Source organism: Sphingomonas sp. STIS6.2 (assembly GCF_000732685.2).
Classification (GTDB): domain Bacteria; phylum Pseudomonadota; class Alphaproteobacteria; order Sphingomonadales; family Sphingomonadaceae; genus Sphingomonas; species Sphingomonas aerolata.
Map to the genome: position 1 here is coordinate 1 of NZ_JPDP02000045.1, position 24,211 is coordinate 24,211.

General features: G+C 67.8%; 30 protein-coding genes. 10 read left to right on the top strand and 20 right to left on the bottom strand.

Translation table 11 applies throughout. The features are described from left to right. Together sphst_RS09355 and sphst_RS09360 are read right to left on the bottom strand one after the other, a co-directional pair. The coding region (locus sphst_RS09355; protein WP_234387543.1) for a fimbrial biogenesis chaperone at positions 1-361 on the bottom strand (361 nt) is incomplete at its 3' end. A gap of 66 nt (positions 362-427) precedes the next feature. Beyond that, positions 428-949 (bottom strand): Csu type fimbrial protein, encoded by a 522-nt coding sequence (locus sphst_RS09360; RefSeq protein ID WP_051916456.1) that lies wholly within the window; start codon positions 947-949, stop codon positions 428-430. Positions 950-1,444: 495 nt separating this feature from the next. On the opposite strand from sphst_RS09360, the gene msrB reads away from it, so the two are divergent. Continuing rightward, positions 1,445-1,897 (top strand): peptide-methionine (R)-S-oxide reductase MsrB, encoded by a 453-nt coding sequence (msrB, locus tag sphst_RS09365; RefSeq protein ID WP_031394816.1) that lies wholly within the window; start codon positions 1,445-1,447, stop codon positions 1,895-1,897. 40 nt (positions 1,898-1,937) lie between these two features. On the opposite strand, the gene sphst_RS09370 is transcribed toward msrB, so the two are convergent. The 11 genes from sphst_RS09370 to sphst_RS09420 form a co-directional block, all read right to left on the bottom strand. Continuing rightward, positions 1,938-2,363 carry an organic hydroperoxide resistance protein gene (locus sphst_RS09370; protein ID WP_031394817.1) on the bottom strand — a complete coding sequence of 142 codons (426 nt, stop codon included), beginning with the start codon at positions 2,361-2,363 and terminating at the stop codon, positions 1,938-1,940. A gap of 111 nt (positions 2,364-2,474) precedes the next feature. Further along, complete coding sequence (locus tag sphst_RS09375; protein WP_031394818.1) at positions 2,475-3,506, bottom strand: sensor histidine kinase; 1,032 nt, start codon at positions 3,504-3,506, stop codon at positions 2,475-2,477. Then, positions 3,507-3,950 (bottom strand): response regulator, encoded by a 444-nt coding sequence (locus sphst_RS09380; protein WP_031394819.1) that lies wholly within the window; start codon positions 3,948-3,950, stop codon positions 3,507-3,509. Then, positions 3,947-5,455: a sensor histidine kinase gene (locus tag sphst_RS09385; protein ID WP_031394820.1), complete on the bottom strand. Its 1,509-nt coding sequence runs from the start codon at positions 5,453-5,455 to the stop codon at positions 3,947-3,949. The genes sphst_RS09380 and sphst_RS09385 overlap by 4 nt, the downstream gene beginning before the upstream one ends. A 186-nt stretch (positions 5,456-5,641) precedes the next feature. Then, positions 5,642-5,884: a hypothetical protein gene (locus sphst_RS09390; RefSeq protein WP_031394821.1), complete on the bottom strand. Its 243-nt coding sequence runs from the start codon at positions 5,882-5,884 to the stop codon at positions 5,642-5,644. 357 nt (positions 5,885-6,241) lie between these two features. Continuing rightward, positions 6,242-6,487: a hypothetical protein gene (locus sphst_RS09395; RefSeq protein WP_031394822.1), complete on the bottom strand. Its 246-nt coding sequence runs from the start codon at positions 6,485-6,487 to the stop codon at positions 6,242-6,244. 109 nt (positions 6,488-6,596) lie between these two features. Continuing rightward, positions 6,597-7,376, bottom strand: coding sequence for an exonuclease domain-containing protein (locus sphst_RS09400; RefSeq protein ID WP_042467016.1), 780 nt, complete (start codon positions 7,374-7,376; stop codon positions 6,597-6,599). Between the two features lie 27 nt (positions 7,377-7,403). Then, a complete protein-coding gene (locus sphst_RS09405) occupies positions 7,404-7,859 on the bottom strand; it encodes a PH domain-containing protein (protein ID WP_031394824.1) in 456 nt (151 codons plus the stop codon). A 78-nt stretch (positions 7,860-7,937) separates the two neighbouring features. Beyond that, on the bottom strand, positions 7,938-9,305 hold the full coding sequence (gene pgmG / locus sphst_RS09410) for a phosphoglucomutase/phosphomannomutase PgmG (RefSeq protein ID WP_107045445.1): 1,368 nt from the start codon (positions 9,303-9,305) through the stop codon (positions 7,938-7,940). Positions 9,306-9,321: 16 nt separating this feature from the next. Then, entirely contained in the window at positions 9,322-9,576 is a 255-nt protein-coding gene (locus sphst_RS09415; protein ID WP_031396256.1) for a molecular chaperone DnaJ, read from the bottom strand. A 34-nt stretch (positions 9,577-9,610) separates the two neighbouring features. After that, the gene (locus sphst_RS09420) at positions 9,611-10,465 is read right to left on the bottom strand and encodes a division plane positioning ATPase MipZ (protein ID WP_234387544.1); all 855 of its coding nucleotides are present in this window, start codon (positions 10,463-10,465) and stop codon (positions 9,611-9,613) included. Positions 10,466-10,540: 75 nt separating this feature from the next. On the opposite strand from sphst_RS09420, the gene panC reads away from it, so the two are divergent. Both panC and sphst_RS09430 read left to right on the top strand, forming a co-directional pair. Further along, positions 10,541-11,392 carry a pantoate--beta-alanine ligase gene (panC, locus tag sphst_RS09425; RefSeq protein WP_107045446.1) on the top strand — a complete coding sequence of 284 codons (852 nt, stop codon included), beginning with the start codon at positions 10,541-10,543 and terminating at the stop codon, positions 11,390-11,392. A gap of 80 nt (positions 11,393-11,472) precedes the next feature. Next, complete coding sequence (locus sphst_RS09430; protein ID WP_107045447.1) at positions 11,473-11,769, top strand: sel1 repeat family protein; 297 nt, start codon at positions 11,473-11,475, stop codon at positions 11,767-11,769. Positions 11,770-11,814: 45 nt separating this feature from the next. Here the strand turns inward: sphst_RS09430 and topA are convergent, their stop codons facing one another. Then, the gene (gene topA, locus sphst_RS09435; RefSeq protein ID WP_107045448.1) at positions 11,815-14,436 is read right to left on the bottom strand and encodes a type I DNA topoisomerase; all 2,622 of its coding nucleotides are present in this window, start codon (positions 14,434-14,436) and stop codon (positions 11,815-11,817) included. A 413-nt stretch (positions 14,437-14,849) separates the two neighbouring features. Between topA and sphst_RS09440 the strand changes: the two genes are divergently transcribed. Next, positions 14,850-15,116 carry a hypothetical protein gene (locus sphst_RS09440; protein WP_037531701.1) on the top strand — a complete coding sequence of 89 codons (267 nt, stop codon included), beginning with the start codon at positions 14,850-14,852 and terminating at the stop codon, positions 15,114-15,116. Here sphst_RS09440 and dprA read toward each other — a convergent pair. After that, positions 15,085-16,221, bottom strand: coding sequence for a DNA-processing protein DprA (gene dprA, locus sphst_RS09445; protein WP_107045453.1), 1,137 nt, complete (start codon positions 16,219-16,221; stop codon positions 15,085-15,087). The genes sphst_RS09440 and dprA overlap by 32 nt on opposite strands. Further along, positions 16,214-16,831, bottom strand: coding sequence for a glycerol-3-phosphate 1-O-acyltransferase PlsY (plsY, locus tag sphst_RS09450; RefSeq protein WP_031395944.1), 618 nt, complete (start codon positions 16,829-16,831; stop codon positions 16,214-16,216). The genes dprA and plsY overlap by 8 nt, the downstream gene beginning before the upstream one ends. A gap of 310 nt (positions 16,832-17,141) precedes the next feature. On the opposite strand from plsY, the gene murI reads away from it, so the two are divergent. Together murI and hemA are read left to right on the top strand one after the other, a co-directional pair. Then, on the top strand, positions 17,142-17,936 hold the full coding sequence (gene murI / locus sphst_RS09455) for a glutamate racemase (protein WP_031395945.1): 795 nt from the start codon (positions 17,142-17,144) through the stop codon (positions 17,934-17,936). Between the two features lie 136 nt (positions 17,937-18,072). Next, positions 18,073-19,335 carry a 5-aminolevulinate synthase gene (gene hemA / locus sphst_RS09460; RefSeq protein ID WP_042466797.1) on the top strand — a complete coding sequence of 421 codons (1,263 nt, stop codon included), beginning with the start codon at positions 18,073-18,075 and terminating at the stop codon, positions 19,333-19,335. A gap of 11 nt (positions 19,336-19,346) precedes the next feature. Here hemA and sphst_RS09465 read toward each other — a convergent pair whose 3' ends face one another. Genes sphst_RS09465 through sphst_RS09480 form a run of 4 tightly spaced genes read right to left on the bottom strand, consistent with a single transcriptional unit; the run spans position 19,347 to position 21,450 of the window. After that, entirely contained in the window at positions 19,347-19,811 is a 465-nt protein-coding gene (locus sphst_RS09465) for a DUF3429 domain-containing protein (protein ID WP_107045449.1), read from the bottom strand. Beyond that, complete coding sequence (locus tag sphst_RS09470; RefSeq protein ID WP_234387545.1) at positions 19,811-20,530, bottom strand: anti-sigma factor; 720 nt, start codon at positions 20,528-20,530, stop codon at positions 19,811-19,813. The genes sphst_RS09465 and sphst_RS09470 overlap by 1 nt, the downstream gene beginning before the upstream one ends. Then, positions 20,523-21,092, bottom strand: a complete 570-nt coding sequence (locus tag sphst_RS09475; RefSeq protein ID WP_107045451.1) for a sigma-70 family RNA polymerase sigma factor — start codon at positions 21,090-21,092, stop codon at positions 20,523-20,525. The genes sphst_RS09470 and sphst_RS09475 overlap by 8 nt, the downstream gene beginning before the upstream one ends. A gap of 10 nt (positions 21,093-21,102) precedes the next feature. Beyond that, positions 21,103-21,450 (bottom strand): hypothetical protein, encoded by a 348-nt coding sequence (locus sphst_RS09480; protein WP_052380941.1) that lies wholly within the window; start codon positions 21,448-21,450, stop codon positions 21,103-21,105. A gap of 250 nt (positions 21,451-21,700) precedes the next feature. Between sphst_RS09480 and rpiB the strand changes: the two genes are divergently transcribed. Genes rpiB through nrdR form a run of 4 tightly spaced genes read left to right on the top strand, consistent with a single transcriptional unit; the run spans position 21,701 to position 24,116 of the window. Continuing rightward, positions 21,701-22,159, top strand: a complete 459-nt coding sequence (rpiB, locus tag sphst_RS09485) for a ribose 5-phosphate isomerase B (protein ID WP_107045452.1) — start codon at positions 21,701-21,703, stop codon at positions 22,157-22,159. Beyond that, a complete protein-coding gene (locus sphst_RS09490; RefSeq protein ID WP_031394947.1) occupies positions 22,156-23,466 on the top strand; it encodes a serine hydroxymethyltransferase in 1,311 nt (436 codons plus the stop codon). Before rpiB ends, sphst_RS09490 begins: the two co-directional genes overlap by 4 nt. A 5-nt stretch (positions 23,467-23,471) precedes the next feature. Beyond that, on the top strand, positions 23,472-23,651 hold the full coding sequence (locus tag sphst_RS09495; protein WP_031394946.1) for a hypothetical protein: 180 nt from the start codon (positions 23,472-23,474) through the stop codon (positions 23,649-23,651). Beyond that, on the top strand, positions 23,652-24,116 hold the full coding sequence (gene nrdR, locus sphst_RS09500; RefSeq protein ID WP_031394945.1) for a transcriptional regulator NrdR: 465 nt from the start codon (positions 23,652-23,654) through the stop codon (positions 24,114-24,116). Positions 24,117-24,211: the final 95 nt, after the last annotated feature.

Genomic DNA, 24,211 nt, shown 5'->3' on the forward strand with positions numbered 1-24,211 from the left:
TCAGCTTGACCGCGATACGCACGCCGTTCGCCGTCGCCGGCCCGGGGATCTCCTGCAGCATCACGCGATAGGCGGCATTGGGCAGGCGGTGCCGCACGCCGATGCGGACGAGTTGCGGCGCCCGCGTCGCGGCGGTGAAGATGGGTGGCGACGCGATCAGGTCGTCGGTCGGCGTATAGACGTCCTTGCCATCGACCTGGGTCCAGCGAAAGGCGGACACCCGGATCGATACCGGTACATCCTCGCCATTGGTGATGGTCAGCGATCCGATCGGGCGGTTGGCGGGCAGGGTGAGCGTGACCGGGCTGACGCGGAAGTTGCTCGCGACCGCATCGCCGGGCAGGGCGATGGCGGCGGCCATGCAAAGACCGGCCGCCGTGAGGCGACCGGTCTGCAAGAGGCTCATAAAGCGCATTGCTTGAAGAGCTTAGTAGTTAACCGTGACCTGGACGACATCCGCATAGGTTCCTGCTGGTATGCCCGTCTGGCCAGCCGGGATGCTGCCGGCCAGCACGATCGGCACAATGGCGCCGGTGCCGGTGCCGGTGATCGGCAAGGTGCCGCCCGTGCCATCACCCCATGGGCTGGTCGTGGTGTTGTCGTTGTACAGGACGTAGTTCAGCGGCAGGCCGCCCCCGGCGGTCGAGGTCATCCCGCGCAAGGCCATCGTTGCGCCGGTGCCGGTGCCGATATCTGCCGTTGCGGTCCATCCTGTGTCCATCGTGCACATGACGTTCAGACCACCGGTGCCCGCATGCGCGGCGCCATCGGTCACATCGGCGCCGCCGAACTGCAGGGCGGTCGAGGTGACCACGCAGCTCTCGGTGACTTCAGCGTTGGCGGCGATCGTCGTGCCGGTGGTCTGCGCCGATGCCGGAAGGCCGACGAAAGCGGTCAGGCCGAGCGCGGACGCCAGCGCGAATTGGACGCGCATGTTGTTGATAGCCATTGGTAATTCCCAGGACTGGGCGCAGCAGGAGATACCTTGCGCCACTCATGTCGAGCCGTATCTGTCATCAAGAGGCTTCTTGAAAACATGCCGCCTCATCGATGCAGTTCTACGCCAATGGCATTGCGAAGACCTGAACAAATGTACAATATTTGCCACGTAGATCTACGTGGACATGCATGGTCTTGCCTTGGGATAATCGTCGATCATTGCCGTACATCATGACGCATCATGGTAAACGGAATGGGCTTCGATGGTTAATACTAGATGAAAGGCTGAATGCTGGCAAGCCGTGCAGTGCGCAGGGGCGCCACATGCCCCGGGATTGCGAAGATCGCGGCCCGGGCACCGGCTCATCGGCCTAACCATCACCGTCGCGCGGCCATTCCTATAGCGCCAACGCCTCCTATATCCCGTCGGCACCCTGCTGACCGGACGCAGCTTTCGCGCATCCCGGCCGGCCAACCGACGCGGATCGCCGCGTGAGAGGACAGCATGACAGAGTATAAGAAGACCGACGCCGCGCTCGCCAAGCTGACGCCCGAGCAATATTACGTCACGCAGGAAAGCGGCACCGAGCGGCCCGGGACGGGATCCTATCTCAACACCCGCGAACCCGGGCTCTATGTCGACATCGTGTCGGGCGAACCGCTGTTCGCGTCGGCCGACAAGTTCGACTCGCACTGCGGCTGGCCGAGCTTCACCAAGCCGATCACCCCCGCGCATGTCGCCGAGCTGCATGACCGCAGCCACGGCATGGTCCGCACCGAGGTCCGCTCGGCAGGCGCGGACAGCCATCTCGGGCATGTCTTCGAGGATGGGCCGCGCGACCGCGGCGGGCTGCGCTACTGCATCAACTCGGCCTCACTCCGCTTCGTCCCGCGTGACGCGATGAAAGCCGAGGGGTATGCGGATTATCTCGATCAGGTCGACGCCGCAGGCGCCTGAAGGAACGGCCGGCCGCTCGCGCGGCCGGCCACCCCGTGGGTCAGGCGAGCGTCAGCCCGACATCGACATTGCCGCGCGTGGCGTTCGAATAGGGGCAGATCTGGAGCGCGGTATCGACCAGCTTCTGCGCCTGCTCGCGGTCGAGACCCGGCAGCGCGACGGTCAGATCGGTGGTGATGCCGAACCCGCCCGCACTGCGCGGACCGATGCCGACCTTGGCGGTCACCGAGACATCGTCGGGCAGCTTCACCTTCAGCTGCTGTCCGGCGACCTTCAGCGCGCCGATGAAGCAGGCCGAATAGCCCGCTGCGAACAGCTGTTCCGGGTTGCTCCCGTCACCACCGGCGCCACCAAGCTCCTTGGGCGTCGACAGGGCCACCGCGAACCGGCCGTCCTCCGACCGTGCCTGACCGTCACGACCGCCGGTGGCGGTTGCCGTGGTGCTGTATTTCACATCGACCGACATGCTGAATCTCCTATTTGCTTATCGCGATAACTAAATAGGAGCATGGGTCGGCGCTGTCCAGAGCCGCGCGCTCGGACCAGCATCGACAATCCTGCTCGTGACTGACGGAGGTCAGCGCACCTCGGCGCGGAGCGTCGCGCGGACGCCGCGATGCGCGCGGTCATATTCGACGATCGAATGCAGGCTCTGCGCCATCGCGCGGATCAGCTTGGTGCCGAGCCCCGTACCGCGGGGCGTGGCATCGGCGGGCATGCCGCAGCCATCATCCTCGACCGCCAGCAGGAACTGGCCGTCATCGGTCTGCGACAGCGTCACGCGGACCTCGCCCGATCCCGTGGGATAGGCGTATTTGCAGGCATTGGTGACGAGTTCGGTGACGATCACGCCCAGCGACACCGCGCGGTCGGTCGCCAGCCGGATCGGTTCGGCGACCAACCGCAACGCGCGGGGCAGCGCCTCGCTCGACCAGGTCTCCGCCAGTTCGTCGACCAGCGCGCCGAGATATTCGCGCATGTCGACGCTCTCGACATCGTTGCTCGTATATAGGCGGCGATGGACCTGCGCGATCGCCTGGATCCGCCGCTGCGTATCCTCGAGCGCCCCGCGCGCGGCCGGGTCGGTCAGCGCCCCCGCCTGCAGGCTGACCATCGCCGAGACCAGCTGCAGCGAATTGGCGACGCGGTGGTTCACCTCGCCGAGCAGCGCCTCGAGCCGCGCATTGGTCGCGCGCAGATCGGCCTCGGCGACGGCCTTGGCCTGTTGCAGCACCGATCGTGCGCCGACCTGTTCGAACGCCGCATCGAGCAGCTCGAAAAACTCCTCGCCGACGGTCTTCACGACATAGTCGGCCGCGCCCGCCTTCAGTGCGGCGACCGCGATCCGTCCCTCGTCTGACCCGGTGACATAGACGACGGGCGGCGCATCGGGCAGCGCGCGCAGCACGTTCAGCGTCTCGAGCCCGTCCATCCCGGGCATGTAATGATCGACCGCGATCAGGTCATACGGTTCGGCGCGCGCCATCGCGATGCCGTCCGCGCCTGACTCGGCCAGCGTCATATGGTACCCGCGACGCTCCATCGCGCGCCCGACCAGCCGCCGGATACCCGCATCGTCATCGATATAGAGAACGCGTTTGCCGGTCATTCAACTCTCGGCCGAGGGGACCTGGATCACCGACAGGAACAGGCCGAGCTGGCGGATCGCCTGGGCGAAGCTCTCATAATTGACCGGCTTGGTGATATAGACGTTGCAGCCCAGATCATAGCAGCGCTGGATCTCGACCTTGTCGTCGGTGGTCGTCAGCACGACGACGGGCGCGCGTCGGAGCGGGCTGCCCTCCGCCTTGATCCGCGCGAGGATGTCGGTGCCGCTCATGTCGGGCAGGTTGAGGTCGAGCAGGATCAGCGCGGGGCCGCTCTTCGCCGGACCGTCGGCCGCATCGAACAGGAAGTCGAGCGCGGTCGTGCCATCGGTGAAATGGCGGATATCGTTGAGGATGCCCGCACGACGGATGTTCTTTTCGATGAGGCGTGCATGGCCCTCGTCATCCTCGATCATCACGATGCCGACGGATTTGTGATCGTTCATGCCACGGGATCCTGTAACCTGAGGTCGAAGGGAAGGTTGAGCCGGAAGGTCGCGCCTTCGCCGAGCGTCGAGACCACGTCGATCGTCCCGCCCAGCCGATAGGCCAGCGCGCGGACATGCGCGAGGCCGATGCCCTCGCCGGGCTGGTCCTGCGGCCCGGCACGCCGGAACAGGTCGAAGACGCGCTGATGATCGCCCGGCGCGATCCCGCGGCCATTGTCGATGACCGACAGGATCACGCGGTTGCGCTCGCGCGTGCCGGCAAGCCGGATCACGCCCGGCCGCCCGGGCTGAAGATATTTGGTCGCATTCTCGATCAGGTTCGACAGGATCTGTTCGAGCGCGAGCCGGTCGGTGACGAGTGCGGGCAGCGGGCGGTCGATCGTGACGGTCGCGCCGCGATCGTCGATAAGGTGCTGGATCGACGCGACGATCGCGTCCCCGACGGCGGCCGGGTCGACCGGTTCGGGGGTGATCGACCGCCGCCCCTCGCGCGACAGCTTCAGGATCGCGTTGATCAGCCGGTCCATCTTCTGCGTCGAGGCGCGGATGAAGCCGATCGCCTCGGGCAGGTCCTCGCGCGCGGCGATCCGCGCCTCGGGCGTGACGATCTCCGGGGCGATCGCCTCCGCCCGGTCGATCAGCGCCGCCAGCGGTGCGGCGGCCTCGGCCAGCTCCGCGGTGAAGCCCATCACGTTGACGAGCGGCGAGCGCAGGTCATGGCTGACGATATAGGCGAAACGCTGGATCTCGTCATTCGCGCGGCTGAGATCCGCGGTCCGTTCGACCACCTGATCCTCGAGCGTCTCGTTGAGCAGGTGCAGCCGGTCGCGCGACGCACCGAGATCGGCGGTGTAGCGCCGGATCACCAGGATCGCGAGGATCGCCACGACGAGCAGCAGCATCGCCGCGACGCCCGCCACCGACAGGAACAGCATGTTCGACCGCTGCTGGCGGTCACTGCGGATTTCGAGCAGGCGAACTTCCTCGGCCGCCATCGCCCGCAGCCGGTAGCGGATGCTGCGCATCAGCGGGACGCTCGCATCGACCGTGAACCGGCGTTGCGCCTCGCCGATCCGGCCCGCGTCGACCAGCGCGATCGACTGGGTCCGCAGGCTGCGCAACTGGCCCACCCGCGGTTCGATCAGGTCGAGCCGCGCGGTCTGGCGTGGATTGTCGTGGGTCGAGGAGCGCAGCGCCGTCAGCGCCGGCGCGAGCCGTTGGGCCGTCGTCTCGTAGGCCGTCGAGAACAGGGGCAGGCCGGTCAGAAGATAGCCGCGCCGCGCGGTCTCCGACTGCTCCATCTCGACCTGCAACGTGGCGATCGCCTGGCGGACGTCCTGCGTATGAAGAATATCGGCGGTGTAGCGCGCGTTACGCACCGTGATCCAGCCGATCGCGACCGCGGCAGCGGCCAGCGCGACGAAGCCGAGCGTCATGAACGCGACCAGCCAGCGGGCGATGCGCCCTTCCGACTGGGGAAGTTTCAAGCTGATACGCGCCATATGCGACCCGTCTAGGATACCGCCTATCGTTACGCCAGCGATACTGACGGACGGCGGCCGGAGAGGGTGGATATCGGCGGCTTGCGCGACGGCCATTGCGAGGATCGGGGCGTCTGGCCGCGCCGGATGGGCATCGACACCGGCCCGCCAGGGTGGGGCCGGCGCCAGCGCCGACCCCGTTATGTCTTAGTTGCTGTCGGAGTTGTTGTCGTCGTCGATCGCGAGATACAGCGCGCCGCCCACGGCGACGGCAGCGACGGCGACGATGACCAGACCGGCACCGGCAACCTTGTTCTTCTTGGCAGTCGGCGATGCAGCGCGCACCGACTTGGCGACCGACAGCGACGCTGCGGAATTTGCAGCAGCATTCGCCGCGACGGGCATGGCCGAGACGGCAACGGCAGCAGCCGTGAGAAGGATCTTACGCATGAGAACAACTCCGTAACTTTATGAGAAGAGCGCACAGTATAGGCGTTTGTATTAAAAATGAAGCAACGTCTAAACCGATCGGGGGCAATTATCGGTCGCCGACCGTGCCCCTGGGGCAACAGTTTTCGGGCGCTGGCCTTGCCAACGCGGCGGTCGCCACTGTGCCGCATCGATCGCGGGATTAGCCGAGACCCGGAGGTCGCAATCGCAAACAATCGGGACGGTCATCAAGGTCACGGATCATCATGACCCGGTGATATCGTCGTCATTGTTCGACTTTGGCAGGCCCTCTAACCCGCCCGACAAGGCGAGACCGCTGCCGTTCAAGCGGATGACATCGCTACGCCGTCCGTTTGCTCAGTTGCTGTCCGAATCATCGTCGTCGCTCGTGACGAGCAGAACCGCGCCACCCACGATGACAACCGTGGCCAGCAAGGCGACGATCAGGCTCGGACCGGCAAGCTTGGTCTTCCTGACGGTCTGCGTCGATACACGCACCGACTTGGCGACAGACAATGGCGCCGCTGCGTTGGTGGCTGCATTCGCGGTGGCCGGCATCGTAGCGATTGCAAATGCTGCAGCAGTGATGATGAACTTGCGCATGAAGGGTCTCCACTTCACCGAAGGAGACACGATCATAGTTCAATTCACGAATAATATAAACGCGCGTCATGTTTTAGTACGGATTATATCTATCCGCCGCGAAGTCGCTCTAAAGCAACAGTTCCTGTGCGCTTGCCTTGCCGACACGGCCGCCACCACTGCGCCGATCCATCTCGTGATTGGCGGTGAAGCGGATATCGGGATCGCGATCGGTCAGGAACGCCATCAGGGTCTCGTGATCCAGTTCGGACCATTCCTTGCCGCGGTCGGGGCCATAGCGCACGCGCGGGATCAGGCCGGGATCGCGCGACCATTCGATCAGCTGCGCCAAGCTCGCCTCGTTGAGCATGTCACGCAGATGGAAGGCGGTGACATAGGCGTCGGGAAAGGCGCGATGCGCGGGCAGGCCGCGCTCATGCTCCATCCCCGCGGGCTTGCGCCAATAGCGCAGCACCTGGTTCGAAAAGCTCGGCGAATCGGGCCACAGCCGCAGCGCGCATTTCCACGTACAGATCCATTCGGCATCGCGCGTCAGCGCGGGAGTACAGAATTTCTGTTCGAAATCGGCGCGATGCGCCGCCAGCGCGAGCCGCCGCGGCCAGGGATCGAGCACCTGACGCGCGCAATCATGCCACCAGGGCGCATCAGCGACATGCTCGTCGAGAATATGGTGGATCGCCTGCGTTACCGGCGGGATCAGCCGGCCGGGATTGACCAGCAGGCTGCCGCCCTCGCCGTAGATTTCCCAGCGCCCGTCCTCGCCCAGCGCGACGTCCTGCCAGCCGATCTCGCACACGCCGTGCGCGGGGGGAGCCGATCCGGTGGTCTCGAGGTCGATGACCCGGATCATCTGCGGCTGGGGCTTGGGCTTTGCATAAGATGGCGCCATGACTGCCATGTGGGGACAAAAGCGCGGCTAATCCAGCGCGTATGCACCATCCCGGTCGATATCCACCTCGCGCACGCCGCGCCGCTGGCGCGCACGGTCGACGAGCGTGCGCAGCCCTTCGCGCCGCTCGCGCGCCATCGGCACGTCGCGCAGGACGAATTCGCCGCCGCCGGTCGTGCGATCGGTCGACGTCAGCACGATCGTGCCGATGTCGGTCATCTGGTTGAGCAGCGAATAGCCGAGCCGGACGTCCTTGATCCGGTAGAGCTCGATCTCGTCGATCGTCTTGAACAGGATGCCGCGCTTCACGATCAGCCGCTGGTCGGTGATCTCGAAGGTCGTGCTCCGGTTCCGGAGCCACCGCAGGCCGATCAGCACGAAACCCACGCCGACCAGGCAGGTCAGCAGCGTTCCCCAGCCGGCAAAGCTGCCGAGCAGCCAGCGGCGCGTGCTGGACCGGAATTCGTCGATGGGTCGCTCCACGCGGCACTCCTTGGGATGATGGCGGAGGGTAGGGTCGCGCGGCCCCGAGTCAATCGCCGCGCGCGGTACGCGCGGGGATCAGGCCCGCGTCACGCCGCAGGCCGCGAGATGCGCGTCGACCGCCGCGAGCAGGCTGGCAAGCGCGTCGTCGGTGCGTGCCTCGGCGCGCACCGTCAGCATCGCCTGCGTGTTCGACGCGCGCAGCAGCCACCAGCCCTCGGGCGTGGTGACGCGCGCGCCATCGGTCAGGTCGACCACCGCGCCGTCGCGCGCCAGCCGTGCGACGACCGCGTCCACCACCGCGAACTTCTCCGCGTCGCCGACCGGGAAGCGCAGATCGGGCGTCGCGACCAGCGCCGGCATCGCATCGTGCAGCGCGGTCAGCGACTGTCCCGACAGATGCACCGCGCGAATGAGGCGGACCGCGGCATAGGCGGCGTCGTCGAACCCGTAATAGTCGCCCGCGAAGAACAGGTGCCCGCTCAGTTCGCCGCCGAGCGGGGCGCCGGTGCGCGTCATCGCGGTCTTCATCAGGCTGTGCCCGGTCGGCGCCATCACCGCCTTGCCGCCAAGCGCGGTGATCCGGTCGAACAGCGCCTGCGACGACTTCACGTCCGCGACGATCGCTGCGCCGGGATGCTCGCGCAGCGCGGGCTCAATTAAGATGGACAGGATCTGATCCCCCCAGATCACCCGCCCCAGCGCATCGACGGCGCCGATCCGGTCGCCATCGCCGTCAAAGGCCAGTCCGAAGTCGAGGTTGTTTTTGGTGACGAGCCGTTTCAGATCGGCAAGGTTCGATTCTTCGGTAGGATCTGGATGATGATTGGGAAAATTGCCGTCGACTTCGGCGAAGATCACATGATGCTCACCCGGGAGGAGCTTGACCAGCGCCTCGATCACCGGGCCCGCGGCGCCGTTGCCGGTATCCCATCCAATCCTGTAGGCGCCGCCGGCATAGCCCGCCATCAGCCGGCCGACATAGGCGTCGCGCAGGTCGACGGTGGTGACCACGCCGGCGCCTTCGCTCCACGCGCCCGACGCGGCAAGCGCGGCAAGATCCTGGATGTCGTCACCGAAAAATGGGGCGTGACGCAATACCATCTTGAAGCCGTTATACTCGGCGGGATTATGGCTGCCGGTTACGTGGATGCCGCCATCCACTTCTAGCGTCGCCTCGGCATAATAGAGCATCGGCGACGGGCCGAGACCGATCCGGACGACGTCGACGCCGCCCGCGACCAGCCCCGCGACGAGCGCCGCCTCGAGTGCGGGGGAGGACAGGCGACCGTCATAGCCGACCGCCACGCGGGTGCCGCCGACGCTGCGCACGCGCGTCGCGAACCCCCGGCCGATCGCGGTGGCATCTGCGGGGCCAAGGCTTTTGCCGACGATCCCGCGAACGTCATATTCGCGCAGCGCGCTGGGGTCGAACTGATGCGTCATACGTCTCTGTGTCGGCTTATCGCGTGCGTTTGAGCAGCAGGTCGCGCGCGGCGTTCACCCGCCGCGTCAGGTCGGTCGAGCCGCCGCGGTCGGGATGGACCGAGGCGATCAGCCGCCGGTGCGCGCTGCGGACCGCGTCCGCATCCGCAAGCGCGTCGATCCCTAGGATCGCGCGCGCTTCCGCTTCGTCGGTCACCACGCGCTGTTTCGGCTTGGGGCGCAGATACCGCCAGGCCAGCCAGATCAGCAGTGCGGTGGCGATCCACGTCACGCCGCGGCCCTGCGGCGGACCGTGGTGCGGTCCGTCATGCAGCGACATCCGACACGGGGCCGGGCGACGACGGCGCGGCGGCGCGCGGCGCGGTTTCGGCGACCAGCTCGGGCAGCTGCAGCGCCGCCATCATCTCGCGCAGTTCCTGGCGCGCGGCGACGTGCGCCAGCCCCATGCCGCCGAATTCCTTCGCATCGATCATCGTCAGCCCGGCGGGAAACATCTCGCGGTAGATGACGCGTTCGCCGAGCCCCGGAATGATCCGGAACCCGACCCGCTTCGACAGCTGGACCAGCGCATCCGAGACGCGGCGCATGTTGCGCGCCTCGATATGCTGCAGCCGGTTGCGCAGCACGACCCAGTCGATCGTCGTCCCGTCCGCGCGGGCACGCTGCTTGCGCGCGTCCCAGATCAGCTCGGAATAGAAGCTCGGCCGCGTCACCTGGAAGGTTTCGGGATCGACCTGCCCGATCAGGTCGAAATCGACGAAGCTGTCGTTCATCGGCGTGACCAGCGTGTTCGACAGCGCGGCGGCGGTGCGCGCAAACGGATCGTCGCGGCCGGGCGTGTCGACGACGAGGAAATCCGAGTCCGCGCACAGCGAATGCCACAGATCCTCGAACTGGTCCTCGGTCTGCGCCGACAGCGTCGCGTGACGCGGCATCGGCAGCGCGGAACCGGTGCGCTTGATCGTCTCGGCACGGTTGTCGAGATAGCGGCCGACGGTGCGCTGGCGGTGGTCCAGGTCGAGACAGGCGACGCGCGCGCCCTTGGCGGCCAGCGCGATCGCGACATGGACCGCGGTCGTCGATTTGCCCGTGCCGCCCTTCTCGTTGGCGAACACGATGACGTGCGTCGAAGCGTGAGGGGAATCCGGGCCCGTGGCCAACGCGCGTTTCCTTATTGATCGTGAGTGACGCCCTTCATAGAAGCCGCGACCGTACTTATCGAGTGGGAGTTTCACGTGGACACCGTCAGGGACCTGAATATGCTGCGCGAAAGCGTCGCCGCGTTCCGCGCGGCCGGCCAGCGCGTCGCGCTCGTCCCGACGATGGGGGCGCTCCACGCCGGCCATGTCGCGCTGATCGAGGCGGCGAAACGCCCAGGCACGAAGGTCGTCGCGTCGATCTTCGTGAACCCCAAACAGTTCGGCCCGAACGAGGATCTCGCACGCTATCCGCGGCGCGAGATGGCGGACATCAGGCTGCTGAACGAGGTCGGTTGCGACCTGCTCTGGGCGCCGGGCGTCGAGGCCATGTATCCCGACGGCTTTGCCACCAATGTCAGCGTCGCCGGGGTGAGCGAGGGCTTTGACGGGGCCGCGCGTCCCGGCCATTTCGATGGCGTCGCGACCGTCGTCGCCAAGCTGTTCAACCAGGTCGGCGCGGATGCCGCCTATTTCGGTGAAAAGGACTTCCAGCAGCTCGCCGTCATCCGCCGGATGGTCACAGATCTCGACTTTGCGATCGAGATCGTCGGCGTCCCGACGCAGCGCGACGATGATGGCCTCGCCATGTCGTCGCGCAACATCTATCTCGACGACGACCAGCGCCGACAGGCGGTCGCGCTGCCGCGGGCGCTCGGCGTCGCCGCGCGCGCGATCGCCCGCGGCGAGGATGTCGCCGCCGTGCTCGACGACGCCCGGACCGCACTGGTCGGCGCGGGTTTCGCGATCGACTATGTCGCGCTCGCGGATGCCGAGACCCTCGTCGAGCAGACGGGGGCGGAACAGCCCGGCGCGGGCCGCCCGCGGCGGCTGCTCGCGGCCGCGCGGATGGGCACGACCCGGCTGATCGACAATATCGCGGTCGACTAGGCAATCCTACGGAATGCCCCGTTAACCATTGTGCAGGCCGAGTCGGTCCAGTCTGTCGGCAGGAACAGCGGGGACCGACAATGGCTGGCAGGCTCAAGACCAAGAATTTCCTGATCGAACGGCGCCTCGCCGATGCCGCGCGCGGCGACGAGCGGGCGTGTTACGAACTCGGGATGGTGTATTCGACCGGCACCGCGGGCGTCGTGCTCGACCTGATCGAGGCGCATAAATGGTTCAACCTGGCGGCGGTGTCGGGCAATCACGCGGCGCAGGAATGCCGCGCGCAGATCGCCGAGGACATGAGCCCGCGCGAAATCGCGGTGGCGCAGCGCGCCGCGCGCGACTGGATGCAGTTGACGCAACGCCGCGCGGCGTAAGCCTTCTGTCTGTATCCTCCCCCCGGGCGGGGGAGGATCAGGGCGTCATTCCGTTGCGGCCTTCTTCTTCGGCGCTGCCTTTTTCGCAGGCGCCTTCTTGGCCGGTGCCTTCTTCACCGGCGCCGCCTTCGCGTCCCCGTCCTTGGCCGCCGCGGCCTTGGCCGGTGCCTTCTTCGCCGCGGGCTTCTTGGCGGGCGCCTTTTTCTTCTTCGTCGCAGGCGCCGCCGCGGCCCGCGCGTCGATCAGCGACGCGGCTTCCTCCAGCGTCAGCTGGTCCTTCTCGATCGACTTGGGCAGGGTCGCATTCGTCGTGCCGTCGGTGACATAGGGACCGTAACGCCCCTCCATCAGCTTGATCTCCGCCTCGGTGCGCGGATGGTTGCCCAGCACCTTGAGGGGGGCCTGCGCGCCACGCGCCTGTCGGCTACCGCCCGCTGCCGCTTCGGCCAGCTTCACGACCGCCGCGTTCATCCCCGTCTCGAACACGTCCGCGGTCGAGGTCAGGCGGGCATATTTCCCGGCATGCTTGAGGTACGGGCCGTAACGGCCGATCGCGGCGGTGATCGGTTCGCCCGTTTCGGGGTGCACGCCGATCGTCCGTGGCAGGTTCAGCAGTTTCAGCGCCCATTCTAGGTCGAGCTCGCCAATATCCTTCGGGATCGACGCCATCTTGCGCGCCTCGCCCTCGCCGATCTGGATATAGGGTCCAAACCGGCCGGACTTGCGCTCGACGGGCAGGTTCGTCTCCGGATCGACGCCGAGCGTCGAGGGTCCGGTATCGCCTTCCGCCTCACCGCCGGGCTGCGCGAAGCGGCGCGTATATTTGCACTCGGGATAGTTGGAGCAGGCGATGAACGCGCCGAACTTGCCGCCACGCAGCGCGAGCTGCCCCTCGCCGCAATTCGGGCAGAGCCGCGGATCGCCGCCGTCCGCCTTGGCGGGGAACAGGTAGGGCGCGAGGAAGGTGTCGAGCTCGGCGGTGATCGCGCTGGGCTGCTGCTCCATCACCTCGTTGGTGCGCGGCTTGAAATCGCGCCAGAACGCGTCGAGCACCGACTGCCATTGCGCGCGACCGCCCGACACGTCGTCGAGTTCCTCCTCGAGTTCCGCGGTATAGTCGTAACCGACATATTTCTCGAAGAAGCGCTCGAGGAACGCCGTCACGAGGCGTCCGCTCTCCTCGGCGAAGAAGCGGTTCTTCTCGATCCGGACGTACGCACGGTCCTTCAGCGTCTTGATGATCGACGCATAGGTGGACGGGCGACCGATGCCCAGCTCCTCCATCCGCTTGACGAGGCTGGCCTCCGAGAAGCGCGGCGGCGGCTGGGTGAAGTGCTGCTCGGCGTCGACCTTCTTCTTGGCCGGCGCATCGCCCTCCTTCATCCGCGGCAGGCGGCGCGCGTCCTCGTCCTGCGTGTCGTCGGCGCCTTCCTCGTACAAGGCGAGATAGCCGGGGAAGAGCACGACCTGACCGGTGGCGCGCAGGATGTTGCGACCCGTGCCGTCGGCCATCTCGACCGTGGTGCGCTCCATGCGGGCCGACGCCATCTGGCTGGCGAGCGCGCGCTTGAAGATCAGGTCGTACAGCCGCGCATGATCGCCGCCGCCGGCCTTGTCCTTGCCGAAATCGGTCGGGCGGATCGCCTCATGCGCTTCCTGCGCGTTCTTCGCCTTCGACTGGTACTGGCGCGGCTTGTCGGGGACGTAGCTCGCGTCGAAGCGGTTCGCGACCGCGAGGCGCGCGGCTGAAATCGCGCTGCCGTCCATCTGCACGCCGTCGGTACGCATATAGGTGATCGCGCCGTCCTCGTAGAGCCCTTGCGCGATCCGCATCGTGTGATCGGCGGAGAAGCCGAGCTTGCGCGACGCCTCCTGCTGCAGCGTCGAGGTCGTGAACGGCGGCGGCGGGTTGCGCGTGGCGGGCTTGGTCTCGACCGTCTGGACCGAGAAATTGCCGTCGAGCACCGCCTGCTTGGCACGCAGCGCGTCGCCTTCGTTGCCGATCGACAGGCGGTCGAGCTTGTTGCCCTCGAACTGCGTCAGGCGCGCCTGGAACGCGGTGCCGTCATGCTCCATCTCGGCCGTCACCGACCAATATTCCTGCGGCTTGAAGACGTCGATCTCACGCTCGCGCTGGACGATCAGGCGCAGCGAGACCGACTGGACGCGGCCGGCGGACTTGGCGCCGGGCAGCTTGCGCCACAGCACCGGCGAAAGCGTGAAGCCGACCAGATAATCGAGCGCACGGCGGGCGCGGTACGCATCGATCAGATCGTCGTCGAGCTCGCGCGGGTTCTTCATCGCCTCGGTGACGGTCGCCTTGGTGATCGCGTTGAAGGTGACGCGCTCGACCTCCTTCGGCAGTGCTTTCCGCGCACGCAGCACTTCGCGAACATGCCACGAAATCGCCTCGCCCTCGCGATCCGGATCGGTCGCGAGGATCAGGCGGTCGGCAGTCTTGGCGAGGTCGGTGATCGCTTTGAGCTGCTTCGACTTGTCGGCGTAATTCTCCCACGTCATCGCGAACTGGTCGTCGGGATCCACCGAGCCGTCCTTGGGCGGCAGGTCGCGGACATGGCCGTAGCTGGCCAGCACGCGATAGTCGCTGCCGAGATACTTCTCGATGGTTTTGGCCTTGGCAGGCGATTCGACGATGACAAGCTGCATGGGGAAACCGGGATCCTTACGTGTACGCGTACGAGGGTGACGGCGTTCGGGTGGTGCCGTCAAGCAGGCGCTTGGTCGGCATGAATGCGCCAGATAGGGCGCGCGCGCCCGTTTGTCAGAGGCAGGGCGGGCGCGGTGGCGGCATCGCGGTGCGCGATCGCGGGCGCGCATCGTGCAGACCGGATGGCGTCCCCGCCCGGGACTGGTCGAAGTGATGTCGATAGAGCATATGCTGGATAGTTGATCCAAATCAGGTTAATTGTTGGTGTAAGATCGCATCGATCGGCGCTCATTTCGGCGGATTGCATGACATATCAGGGCCCTCTGCCGCGCTGTACTGCCCCCGACCGGGAAAGCGCGTCTTGCCGCGCAGCGGCGTCGATCACTGTCCGGGTGGATCCGGCGGGCGTCGCATGACCCCCGCGGCACTCGTCCTCGCGCAACGCAAATGCGCGGTGTTGGCGCGACGGATCGCGACGCTGCGCCGGGCCGCGCTGCGCACGACCACGCCGCTCCTGATCGAGGACGACCAGCGCGAGCTCGACGGATTGATCGCGACGATCGAGCGGGCCTGCGACGATGCGGACGCGCTCGCCCGGAAACAGCGTGCGGCGATCGCGCTGGCACTCGCGACCACCGGCGGCGCGCCTAGCCGGCGGACCCGGCCCAGATCAGGCTGACGCGCCCGCCCGCATGCCGTTCCAGCCGGCCGGCCAGTTCGAGCTCGAGCAGGATCAGCTGGACGATCGCGGGCGCCCGGTGCGACTGGCGGACGAGTTCGTCGATCCCGACGGGGACGGGGCCGAGCAGGTCGGCGACCGCGCGCCGGTCGGCCTCGCTCGCATCGTCCGGATACCCACCGCCGGTGTCCTGCCCGGTATAGGCGTCGACGGGCGAGCGGACCGAGCGGCTGTCGAACGGGCGGATCTGTTCCAGAATGTCCGCCGCCGACTGGACCAGCGTCGCCCCCTCGCGGATCAGCAGGTTGCACCCCTGCGCGCGCGGATCGAGCGGGCTGCCGGGCACCGCCATCACTTCGCGTCCCTGCTCGGCGGCGAGCCGCGCGGTGATCAGCGAGCCCGATTTGGGCACCGCCTCGACCACCACCGTCCCGATCGAGAGCCCTGCGATGATGCGGTTGCGCGACGGGAAGTTGCGCGCCTTGGGTTCGGTCCCGGGCGGCTGTTCGGCGAGCAACAGCCCGTGCGTGGCGATCGCGTCCTGCAGTGCGGCGTTGTCGGGCGGATAGGCGATGTCGATACCGCTCGCGATCACGCCGATCGTGCCGCCGGATCCGGTCCCCGTCCCGTTCTTCCCGAGCGCACCGACATGCGCGGCAGTGTCGATGCCGCGGGCGACGCCCGACACCACGGTGGTGCCCGCCTCGGCGAGCGCATGCGCGAGTTCGCGCGCGAAGCGGCACGCGGCGGCAGAGGCGTTGCGCGCGCCGACCATCGCGATGCACGGCCGGGTCGCATGCGCGATGTCGCCGCGCAGGATCAGCACCGGCGGCGCGGTCTCGGTCTCGGCCAGCAGGCGGGGGTAATCGGGGTCGTCGACAAAGAGGTAGCGGGCGCCGAGCCGCGCCGTCGCCGCCATCTCGCGGTCGACCAGCGTCCGGTCCGCGACCCGAGGGACGCGCCCGCCGCCGCGTGCGGCCAGCGTCGGCAGCGCGTCGATCGCGGCCTGCGCGCTGCCGAAGCACGCGATCAGCTGGCGATAGGTGACCGGTCCGATCCCGGTCGTACGGATGAGCCGAAGTCTGGCGACCGCGGTGTCAGCCACCGCGCGGCCGGCTGGTGCCACCGATCCGCGGCTCGGTCCCGGCGAGCAGCCGCTGCACGTTCTCACGGTGCTTCCACCCGACGATCAGCGCGAGCGCGAGGAGCAGCAGGCCTAGGTCCATGCGCCCGAACAGCGCGGCGGCGAGCGGTGCGCTGAACGCCGCGGCGATGCCCGCGACTGACGAGATCCGCAGCGTGCCGAGCAGGCCGAGCCACACCACCGCATAGACCAGCCCGAGCGGCCAGTGGAGCGCGACGACGATTCCCATCAGCGTCGCAACGCCCTTGCCGCCGCGGAACCGCAGCCAGACCGGATAGCAATGGCCGATAAAGGCGCCGGCCGCCGCGAGCAGCGCGTTGCCGGGAAACAGATGCGCGACCAGCAGCACCGCGACCAGACCCTTGGCCATGTCGAGCAGCAGCGTCGCCGCGGCGAGGCCCTTGCGCCCGGTCCGCAGCACGTTGGTCGCGCCGATATTGCCCGATCCGATCGTTCGCAGATCGCCCGCGCCGCCCAGCCGCGTCAGGATGACGCCGAACGGGATCGACCCCAGCAGGTAGCTGAGCGCCAGCGACAGCGTCGGCGCGACCCAGAATATGTCCGTCTGCAAGAAAGCTCCCCCGTTCCGCCCCGCTATAAACGACCCGCGGCGGACGGCAAATCCCGCGTCCGTGGGCGTTGGGGCGCGCGCCCGGACACCTCCACCCCGTCATCCTGACGAAAGTCAGGATCCAGGGCCAGGTAGGACGACGCTCGCAACTCTGGATCCTGACTTTCGTCAGGATGACGGAAGAAGGGGGGGCGGATACCGTAAGGCGCGGGCGGCGGAAGCGCCGTGCGGGCGACGGGCGACACCCCTGCCAACCTTCGGCCCTCCCGCCAGGCTGTCACCCGCCACCGATACCGCCTAAGGCGCGGTGATGGACGTTCGCCCCATCCTGTTCTTCGATTCCGGCGTCGGCGGCTTGTCGATCGTCGGCCCCGCGCGCGCTGCCTTGCCGGACGCGCCGTTCGTCTATGCCGCCGACTCGGCCGGCTTTCCCTATGGCACCAAGAGCGAGGCGGAGATCGCCGCGCGCGTGCCGGTGCTGCTCGGGCGGCTGGCGGAGCGCTACCGGCCGCGGCTGATCGTGATCGCGTGCAACACCGCGTCGACGATCGCGCTGCCGGTGGTGCGCGCGGCGCTTGATCTGCCGGTGGTCGGAACGGTCCCAGCGATCAAGCCCGCCGCCGCGCTCTCGGTGACGCGGACGATCGGCGTGCTGGGGACCGAGGCGACGGTGCGCCAGGCCTATGTCGACGATCTTGCGGCGCGGTTCGCGGCCGACTGCACCGTCCTGCGCCACGGCTCGGCGGCGCTGGTCGAGATGGCGGAGGCCAAGCTCCACGGCCGTACGATCGCGCCCGACCGCTATGCCGCCGTCCTCGACGGCCTGTTCGCGCAACCCGGCGGCGAGGCGATCGACGTGATCGTCAACGCCTGCACGCATTTTCCGCTGGTCGCCCCCGAACTGGCCGCCGCGGCCGGGACGCGGGACATCCGCTTCGTCGATGGCGGCCCCGGCATCGCGCGCCGGATCGTCCACCTGATGCAAGGGGAGTCTTGGGCCGGTGGCGGCGAAGGGGTCGCGGTCTTCACGCGACTCGGCCCCGACGAACAGGCGCTCGCCCCCGCACTCGCCCGGCACGGGTTCACCCGGATGGAGCAGCTCTGACGCAAGGCTTGGGACAATATGCCCGCTTGCGTCATGCGCGCAGCATGGCAATGTTCTACAAGGACGAGGAAAGCGATCACCGTAACAACGGTATTGCGCTGGATTAGACGGAAAGCGAGGCGTAGTGCCCCAGGTCATGATTACGGATGTCTCCACGACGGCCGACGGCATTGCGGGCCCACGAGTCGATTATTCGCGCGTCTTCACGCAGGCGATCGACCGCCTCCATGCCGAGGGCCGCTACCGCGTCTTCATCGATATCCTGCGCAACAAGGGCGCGTTTCCGAACGCGCGCTGCTTCGCCGGACATAACGGCCCGAAGCCGATCACCGTCTGGTGCTCGAACGATTATCTCGCCATGGGTCAGCACCCCAAGGTGATCGCGGCGATGGAAGAGGCGCTGCACGATGTCGGTGCGGGCTCGGGCGGCACGCGCAACATCGGCGGCAACACGCATTACCATGTCGACCTCGAGGGCGAACTCGCCGACCTGCACGGCAAGGAAGCGGCGTTGCTGTTCACCAGCGGCTATGTCTCGAACGAGGCGACGCTGGCGACGCTCGCCAAGGTCCTGCCGGGCTGCATCATCTTTTCGGACGAGTTGAACCACGCGTCGATGATCGCGGGAATCCGCAATTCGGGCTGCGAGAAGCGCGTGTTCCGGCACAACGACCTCGCGCATCTTGAGGAGCTGCTCGCCGCCGAGGATCCGAGCGCGCCGAAGCTGATCGCGTTCGAGAGCGTCTATTCGATGGAAGGCGACATCGCGCCGATCTCGGCGATCTGCGATCTCGCCGATCGCTACAACGCGCTGACCTATTGCGACGAAGTCCATGCGGTCGGGATGTACGGCGCGCGCGGCGGCGGCATTTCCGAACGTGATCAGGTCGCGCACCGGATCACGATCCTCGAGGGCACGCTCGGCAAGGCGTTCGGCGTGATGGGGGGCTATATCGCCGCCGATCGCACGATCGTCGACGTCATCCGCAGCTATGCGCCGGGGTTCATCTTCACGACCTCGCTGTCTCCGGTGCTCGTCGCGGGCGTGCTCGCCAGCGTCCGGCATCTGAAGGCGTCGAGCGTCGAGCGCGACGGGCAGCAGGCGTCGGCGGCGATGCTGAAGGCGATGCTGAAGGATGCCGGGCTGCCGGTGATGATCGGCGACACGCATATCGTGCCGCTGATGGTCGGCGATCCGGTCAAGGCGAAGAAGATCAGCGACGTGCTGCTCGCCGAATACGGTGTGTACGTCCAGCCGATCAACTATCCGACCGTGCCGCGCGGCACCGAGCGGCTGCGCTTCACGCCCGGCCCCGCGCATACCGAGGCGATGATGCGTGAACTGACCGACGCGCTGGTCGAGATCTGGAGCCGTCTGGACCTGCGCAAGGCGGCCTGAGCCGGACCTGCCTATAGTGCCGCCGCCGCGAGGGTCAGGACACCGAGCCCCAGCGACAGCGGCACGCGCAGCGCCATCCACCCCGGCGGCGCGATGCCGGCGCGGACCAGCGCGCGGTCAACGAGCAGCGCGCCGATCAGGCTGATCCCGAGCACCACCAGCGACGGCCCCGGCCAGCGCAGCCCGACCATCCACGGCCAGGCGGTCACCAGCGCGATCAGCGACGGTGCTACGCTCGCGAACCACAGCCAGCGCGGCGCGCCCTCGGTGCGCGCGGCCAGCCCCCACCAGAGCCCGCCGAGAAAGCTGAGGATCAGCGCGGCATAGGCATAGGCAACCGCCAGCGCGGAAAACCGGCTCGCAGGGTCGTTTCCGAGCAGCAGCGCGACCGCGCCGATCTGCGGCAACAGCCCCGACAGCCCGAGCAGCCGCGCGATCGGCGGAATGCCACCGGAGGGCGCGGGCGCGGGTGTCATCAGACGCGCGCGACCACGCCGGTCGCGACGACCGGCCCGGTCGGCAGCCCGGTCGGCGAGCCGCCCAGCGGTTCGATCGAGATCGCCAGCGTCGCGCCCGGCGCGATCCGGCCGCGATCCGCGCCCCGCGGCGCCAGCACCGTCGGCCGTGCGGCGAGCAGCCCGAGCGAATGCGGCACGCCGTCGCCGCCGATCACCCAGAGCTGCGCGACACGCGCATCGGGCACCCCCGGCCCGGCCGCGACGCGCAGCGCCCCGGTCGCAGGGTCGTAGACCGCGGCAACGGGCGACTTGGCATCGCCCAGCATCGCGACCAGCACGCTGCTCGGCCGCGCCGCCGGGATCGGCTGCGACACCGGTGGCGCCGACCGCGGCTCGACCGCGATGAACAGCAGCAGACAGGCGGCGACCGCGCTGCTCGCCGCCGCGAGCCACGGCCAGGGCGACCGCGCCCCGCTGCGGAGCGTGCTCACGCCGTCGGCCGCGCGACCCGATTGGCGGGTGAGGGCATCGAGACTCGTCTCGACCCGCGCCGCGAGCTGCGGTGGCGCGTCATGCTCGGGCCACAGGTCGAACAGCGCCGCGAACTGCGTGCGCCACCATTCGACATCGGCGGCGAAACCGGGTTCGGCGAGCAGGCGGCGCACCGCCGCGGCCCGCTCGTCGCCCTCGAGCAGGCCCAGGGCGAATTCGCCCGCAAGCGGATCACGATCAGCCACCGAGGCAATCCTTCAATCGGGCCAGCCCGCGCCGCACCCAGCTCTTCATCGTCCCGAGCGGCACCGCGCGACGCAGCGCGAGCTCGGCATAGGTCACGCCATCGAAGAACGCGGTCCGGATCACGTCGCGCTGCTGCTGCTCCAGACCATCGAGACAGGCGTGCAACCGCCGCGTCGCCTCGTCGTCGAGCAGCAGCGCCTCGGCGCTCGGCTGCGGGTCGGCAATGTCCGGCGCATCGTCGATCGGCGAGGCGCGGCGGACGCCCTGTGCGCGCTGCCAGTCGATCGCCCGGTTGCGTGCGATCGTCGCCAGCCAGGTGATCGGGCTCGCACGACCGGGTTCCCAGCCGCCGGCGCGCTTCCAGATCGTGAGATAGACGTCGTGCAGCACATCCTCCGCGGCTTGAGCATTGCCACAGATACGCAGGGTGATCCCGAAAAGCTTCGCCTGGGTCAGCGCATAGAGCTCGCGAAAGGCGTCACGGTCTTCCTCGCCGGTCCGGATCAGGACACTCGAGAGATGGGCGCGGGCGGCATCCGCCTGGGGCTTGGACAGGGTCACGCGGCCGACACTAGCGCGTTGATCCGCGGCGACAATAGCCTTCGCCCGTCTTGACCGTCAGGCAGTCGGTCTTGCCGGCCAGATATTTCAGACCCGTCGCGTCGCCGTTCGTCGGCCGCAGGATCTCGCGCACGCCGTCGCGCGTGAAGACGATCGTGTCGCCGACCGCGCGCGCGTCGAACACTCCCTTGTGGTCGAGATCCCACTGCATCGCGAGCCGGAACTGCCCCGGTTCGCCCGCCGGCGTCACGTCGAGGACCATGCCCTCGACGCCGATCCACCGCCCCGACAGGTCGCGCGTCGGTTCTGCGACGACCTTTTCGGGGCGCGTCGTCTCGGTCGCGCCCGCCGACGTCATGCTCGCGTCACCGCGCGTCTCGGGCGCCGGTCCGGAACAGGCGGCGAGGGCGAAGGCGGCAAGGGCGGCGGTTAGGGCGAGAGCTTTAATGGGGATCTCTTTGCAGGCGGCGGGGCGGTCATTGCAATCCTCCCCCTGGCGGCGGGGGATCGTCAGGCTCTATGCGCCGCCTTCGCGAACAGGTGTGGCAAATCCCGGCTCGGCTCGGTAAAGGGCTGGGCACCCGATCCCGATCACAGGAATACGCCAGGTGCGCATCGCCATCGCGTCCGACCACGCCGCCGTTTCGTTGAAAGCGGTGCTGACCGCGTGGCTGCGCGAGGCCGGGCACGACGTGCTCGATCTCGGGCCCGAGGGCACCGCGAGCGTCGATTATCCCGATTACGGCTATGCGCTGGCCGCCGCGATCGAGGACGGTCGCGCCGAGCGCGGCATCGCGCTGTGCGGCTCGGGCATCGGCATCTCGATCGCCGCGAACCGCAACCCGGCCTGCCGCTGCGCGCTCGTCTCCGAGCCGCTGTCGGCGAGCCTCGCGCGCATCCACAACGACGCCAATGCCATCGCGATGGGCGCCCGCCTGATCGGCGAGGAAATGGCAAAAGCGTGCGTCGAAGCCTTCCTGTCCGCCGATTTCGCCGGCGGCCGTCATCAACACCGTGTCGACAAGCTTTCCGCCGCCGACCGGACTTACGCAAAGGTCCCCGCATGAGCACCCAGCCCAATACGCTCCATGACGTCCAGCCGGACGGCTTCTTCACCCGCGGCCTCGCCGATGCCGATGCCGCCGTCTTCGCCGGCGTCGAGGCGGAGCTCGAGCGCGAGCAGACCCAGATCGAGCTGATCGCATCCGAGAACATCGTCTCCAAGGCAGTGCTCGAGGCGCAGGGCTCGGTCTTCACCAACAAATATGCGGAAGGCTATCCGGGCAAGCGCTATTACCAGGGCTGCGCGCCGTCGGACACGGTCGAGACGCTCGCGATCGAGCGCGCCAAGCAGATCTTCGGCTGCGGCTTCGTCAACGTCCAGCCGCATTCGGGCGCGCAGGCGAACGGCGCGGTGATGCTCGCTTTGGTCAAGCCCGGCGACACGATCCTCGGCATGAGCCTCGACGCCGGCGGCCACCTGACCCACGGCGCCAAGCCCGCCCAGTCGGGCAAGTGGTTCAACGCGATTCAGTACGGCGTCGACGCCACCACGCACCTGATCGACTATGACCAGGTCGAGGCGCTGGCGGTCGAGCATCAGCCGAAGCTGATCATCGCGGGCGGCTCGGCCTATCCGCGCGTCATCGACTTCGCCCGCTTCCGCGCCATCGCGGACAAGGTTGGCGCCTATTTCATGGTCGACATGGCGCATTTCGCGGGCATCGTCGCGGCGGGGCTTCACCCGACGCCGTTCGGTCATGCGCATGTCGTGACCACCACCACGCACAAGACGCTGCGCGGTCCGCGCGGCGGCATGATCATGACGAATGACGAGGGCGTAGCGAAGAAGATCAACTCGGCGGTGTTCCCCGGGCTCCAGGGCGGGCCGCTGATGCACGTGATCGCAGCCAAGGCGGTCGCGTTCGGCGAGGCGCTCCAGCCCGACTTCAAGAGCTATATCGCCGCGGTCGTCGAGAATGCGAAGGTGCTCGCCGCGACGCTCAAGGAGCGCGGCTCGGACGTCGTCTCGGGCGGCACCGACACGCATCTCGCGCTGATCGACCTCACCCCGCTCGGCATCACCGGTCGCGATGCGGACGAGGCGCTCGAGCGTGCAGGCATCACCTGCAACAAGAACGGCATCCCCAACGACCCGCTCCCGCCGATGAAGACCAGCGGCATCCGCGTCGGCACCCCTGCCGGCACGACGCGCGGCTTCGGCCCGGCCGAATTCCGCGAGATCGGCAACATGGTCGCCGACGTGCTGGACGGGCTCGCGAAAAAGGGCGAGCATGGGGACCCGCAGGTCGAGGCGGACGTTCGGGCACGTGTTCGCACGCTGTGCGCGCGCTTCCCCATCTATCAAGGATAACGAGCATGTCGAAGATCGATGACATCCAGAACGACATCAAGGCGACCCCCGGCCTCGGCAAGAGCATGGCCAAGTGGAGCGCACTCGGCGCGGTCGTCGCGATCCCGGTACCGGTCATCGGCCCGATCTTCGGCGCGCTCGCGGGCGCGGGCTATGCCTATTACAAGGGCAAGAAGAAGGTCTGAATGCGCTGCCCCTTTTGCGGACATGAAGACAGCCAGGTCAAGGACAGCCGCCCCACCGAAGACGGGGCGGCGATCCGGCGCCGGCGCCAGTGCGAAGGCTGCGCCGCGCGTTTCACGACGTTCGAGCGCATCCAGCTGCGCGAACTGTTCGTGCTGAAGAGCGAGGGGCGCAGGGAGCCGTTCGACCGCGAGAAGCTGCTCCGCTCGCTCTCGATCGCGACGCGCAAACGCGCGATCGAGCCGGGACGGATCGACAAGCTCGTCAGCGGGATCCAGCGCCGGCTCGAGACGCTCGGCGAGAACGACGTCACGTCGAAGCGGATTGGCGAGATGGTGATGGACGGGCTCAAGGGGCTCGATTCGGTCGCGTATATCCGGTTCGCTAGCGTGTACCGCGACTTCAGCGAGGCGAAGGACTTCGAGGCGTTTGCCGGGAGTGTCGAGGAGGTCGGGCGGGCGGAGTGATCCGGGCCTGTCCCTCGTCACGCGCTTTCGACAAGCTCGATCACTACTCGGGACGAACGGCTGCATTGCGGCACGACTCCCCGCAATCTCCCCCA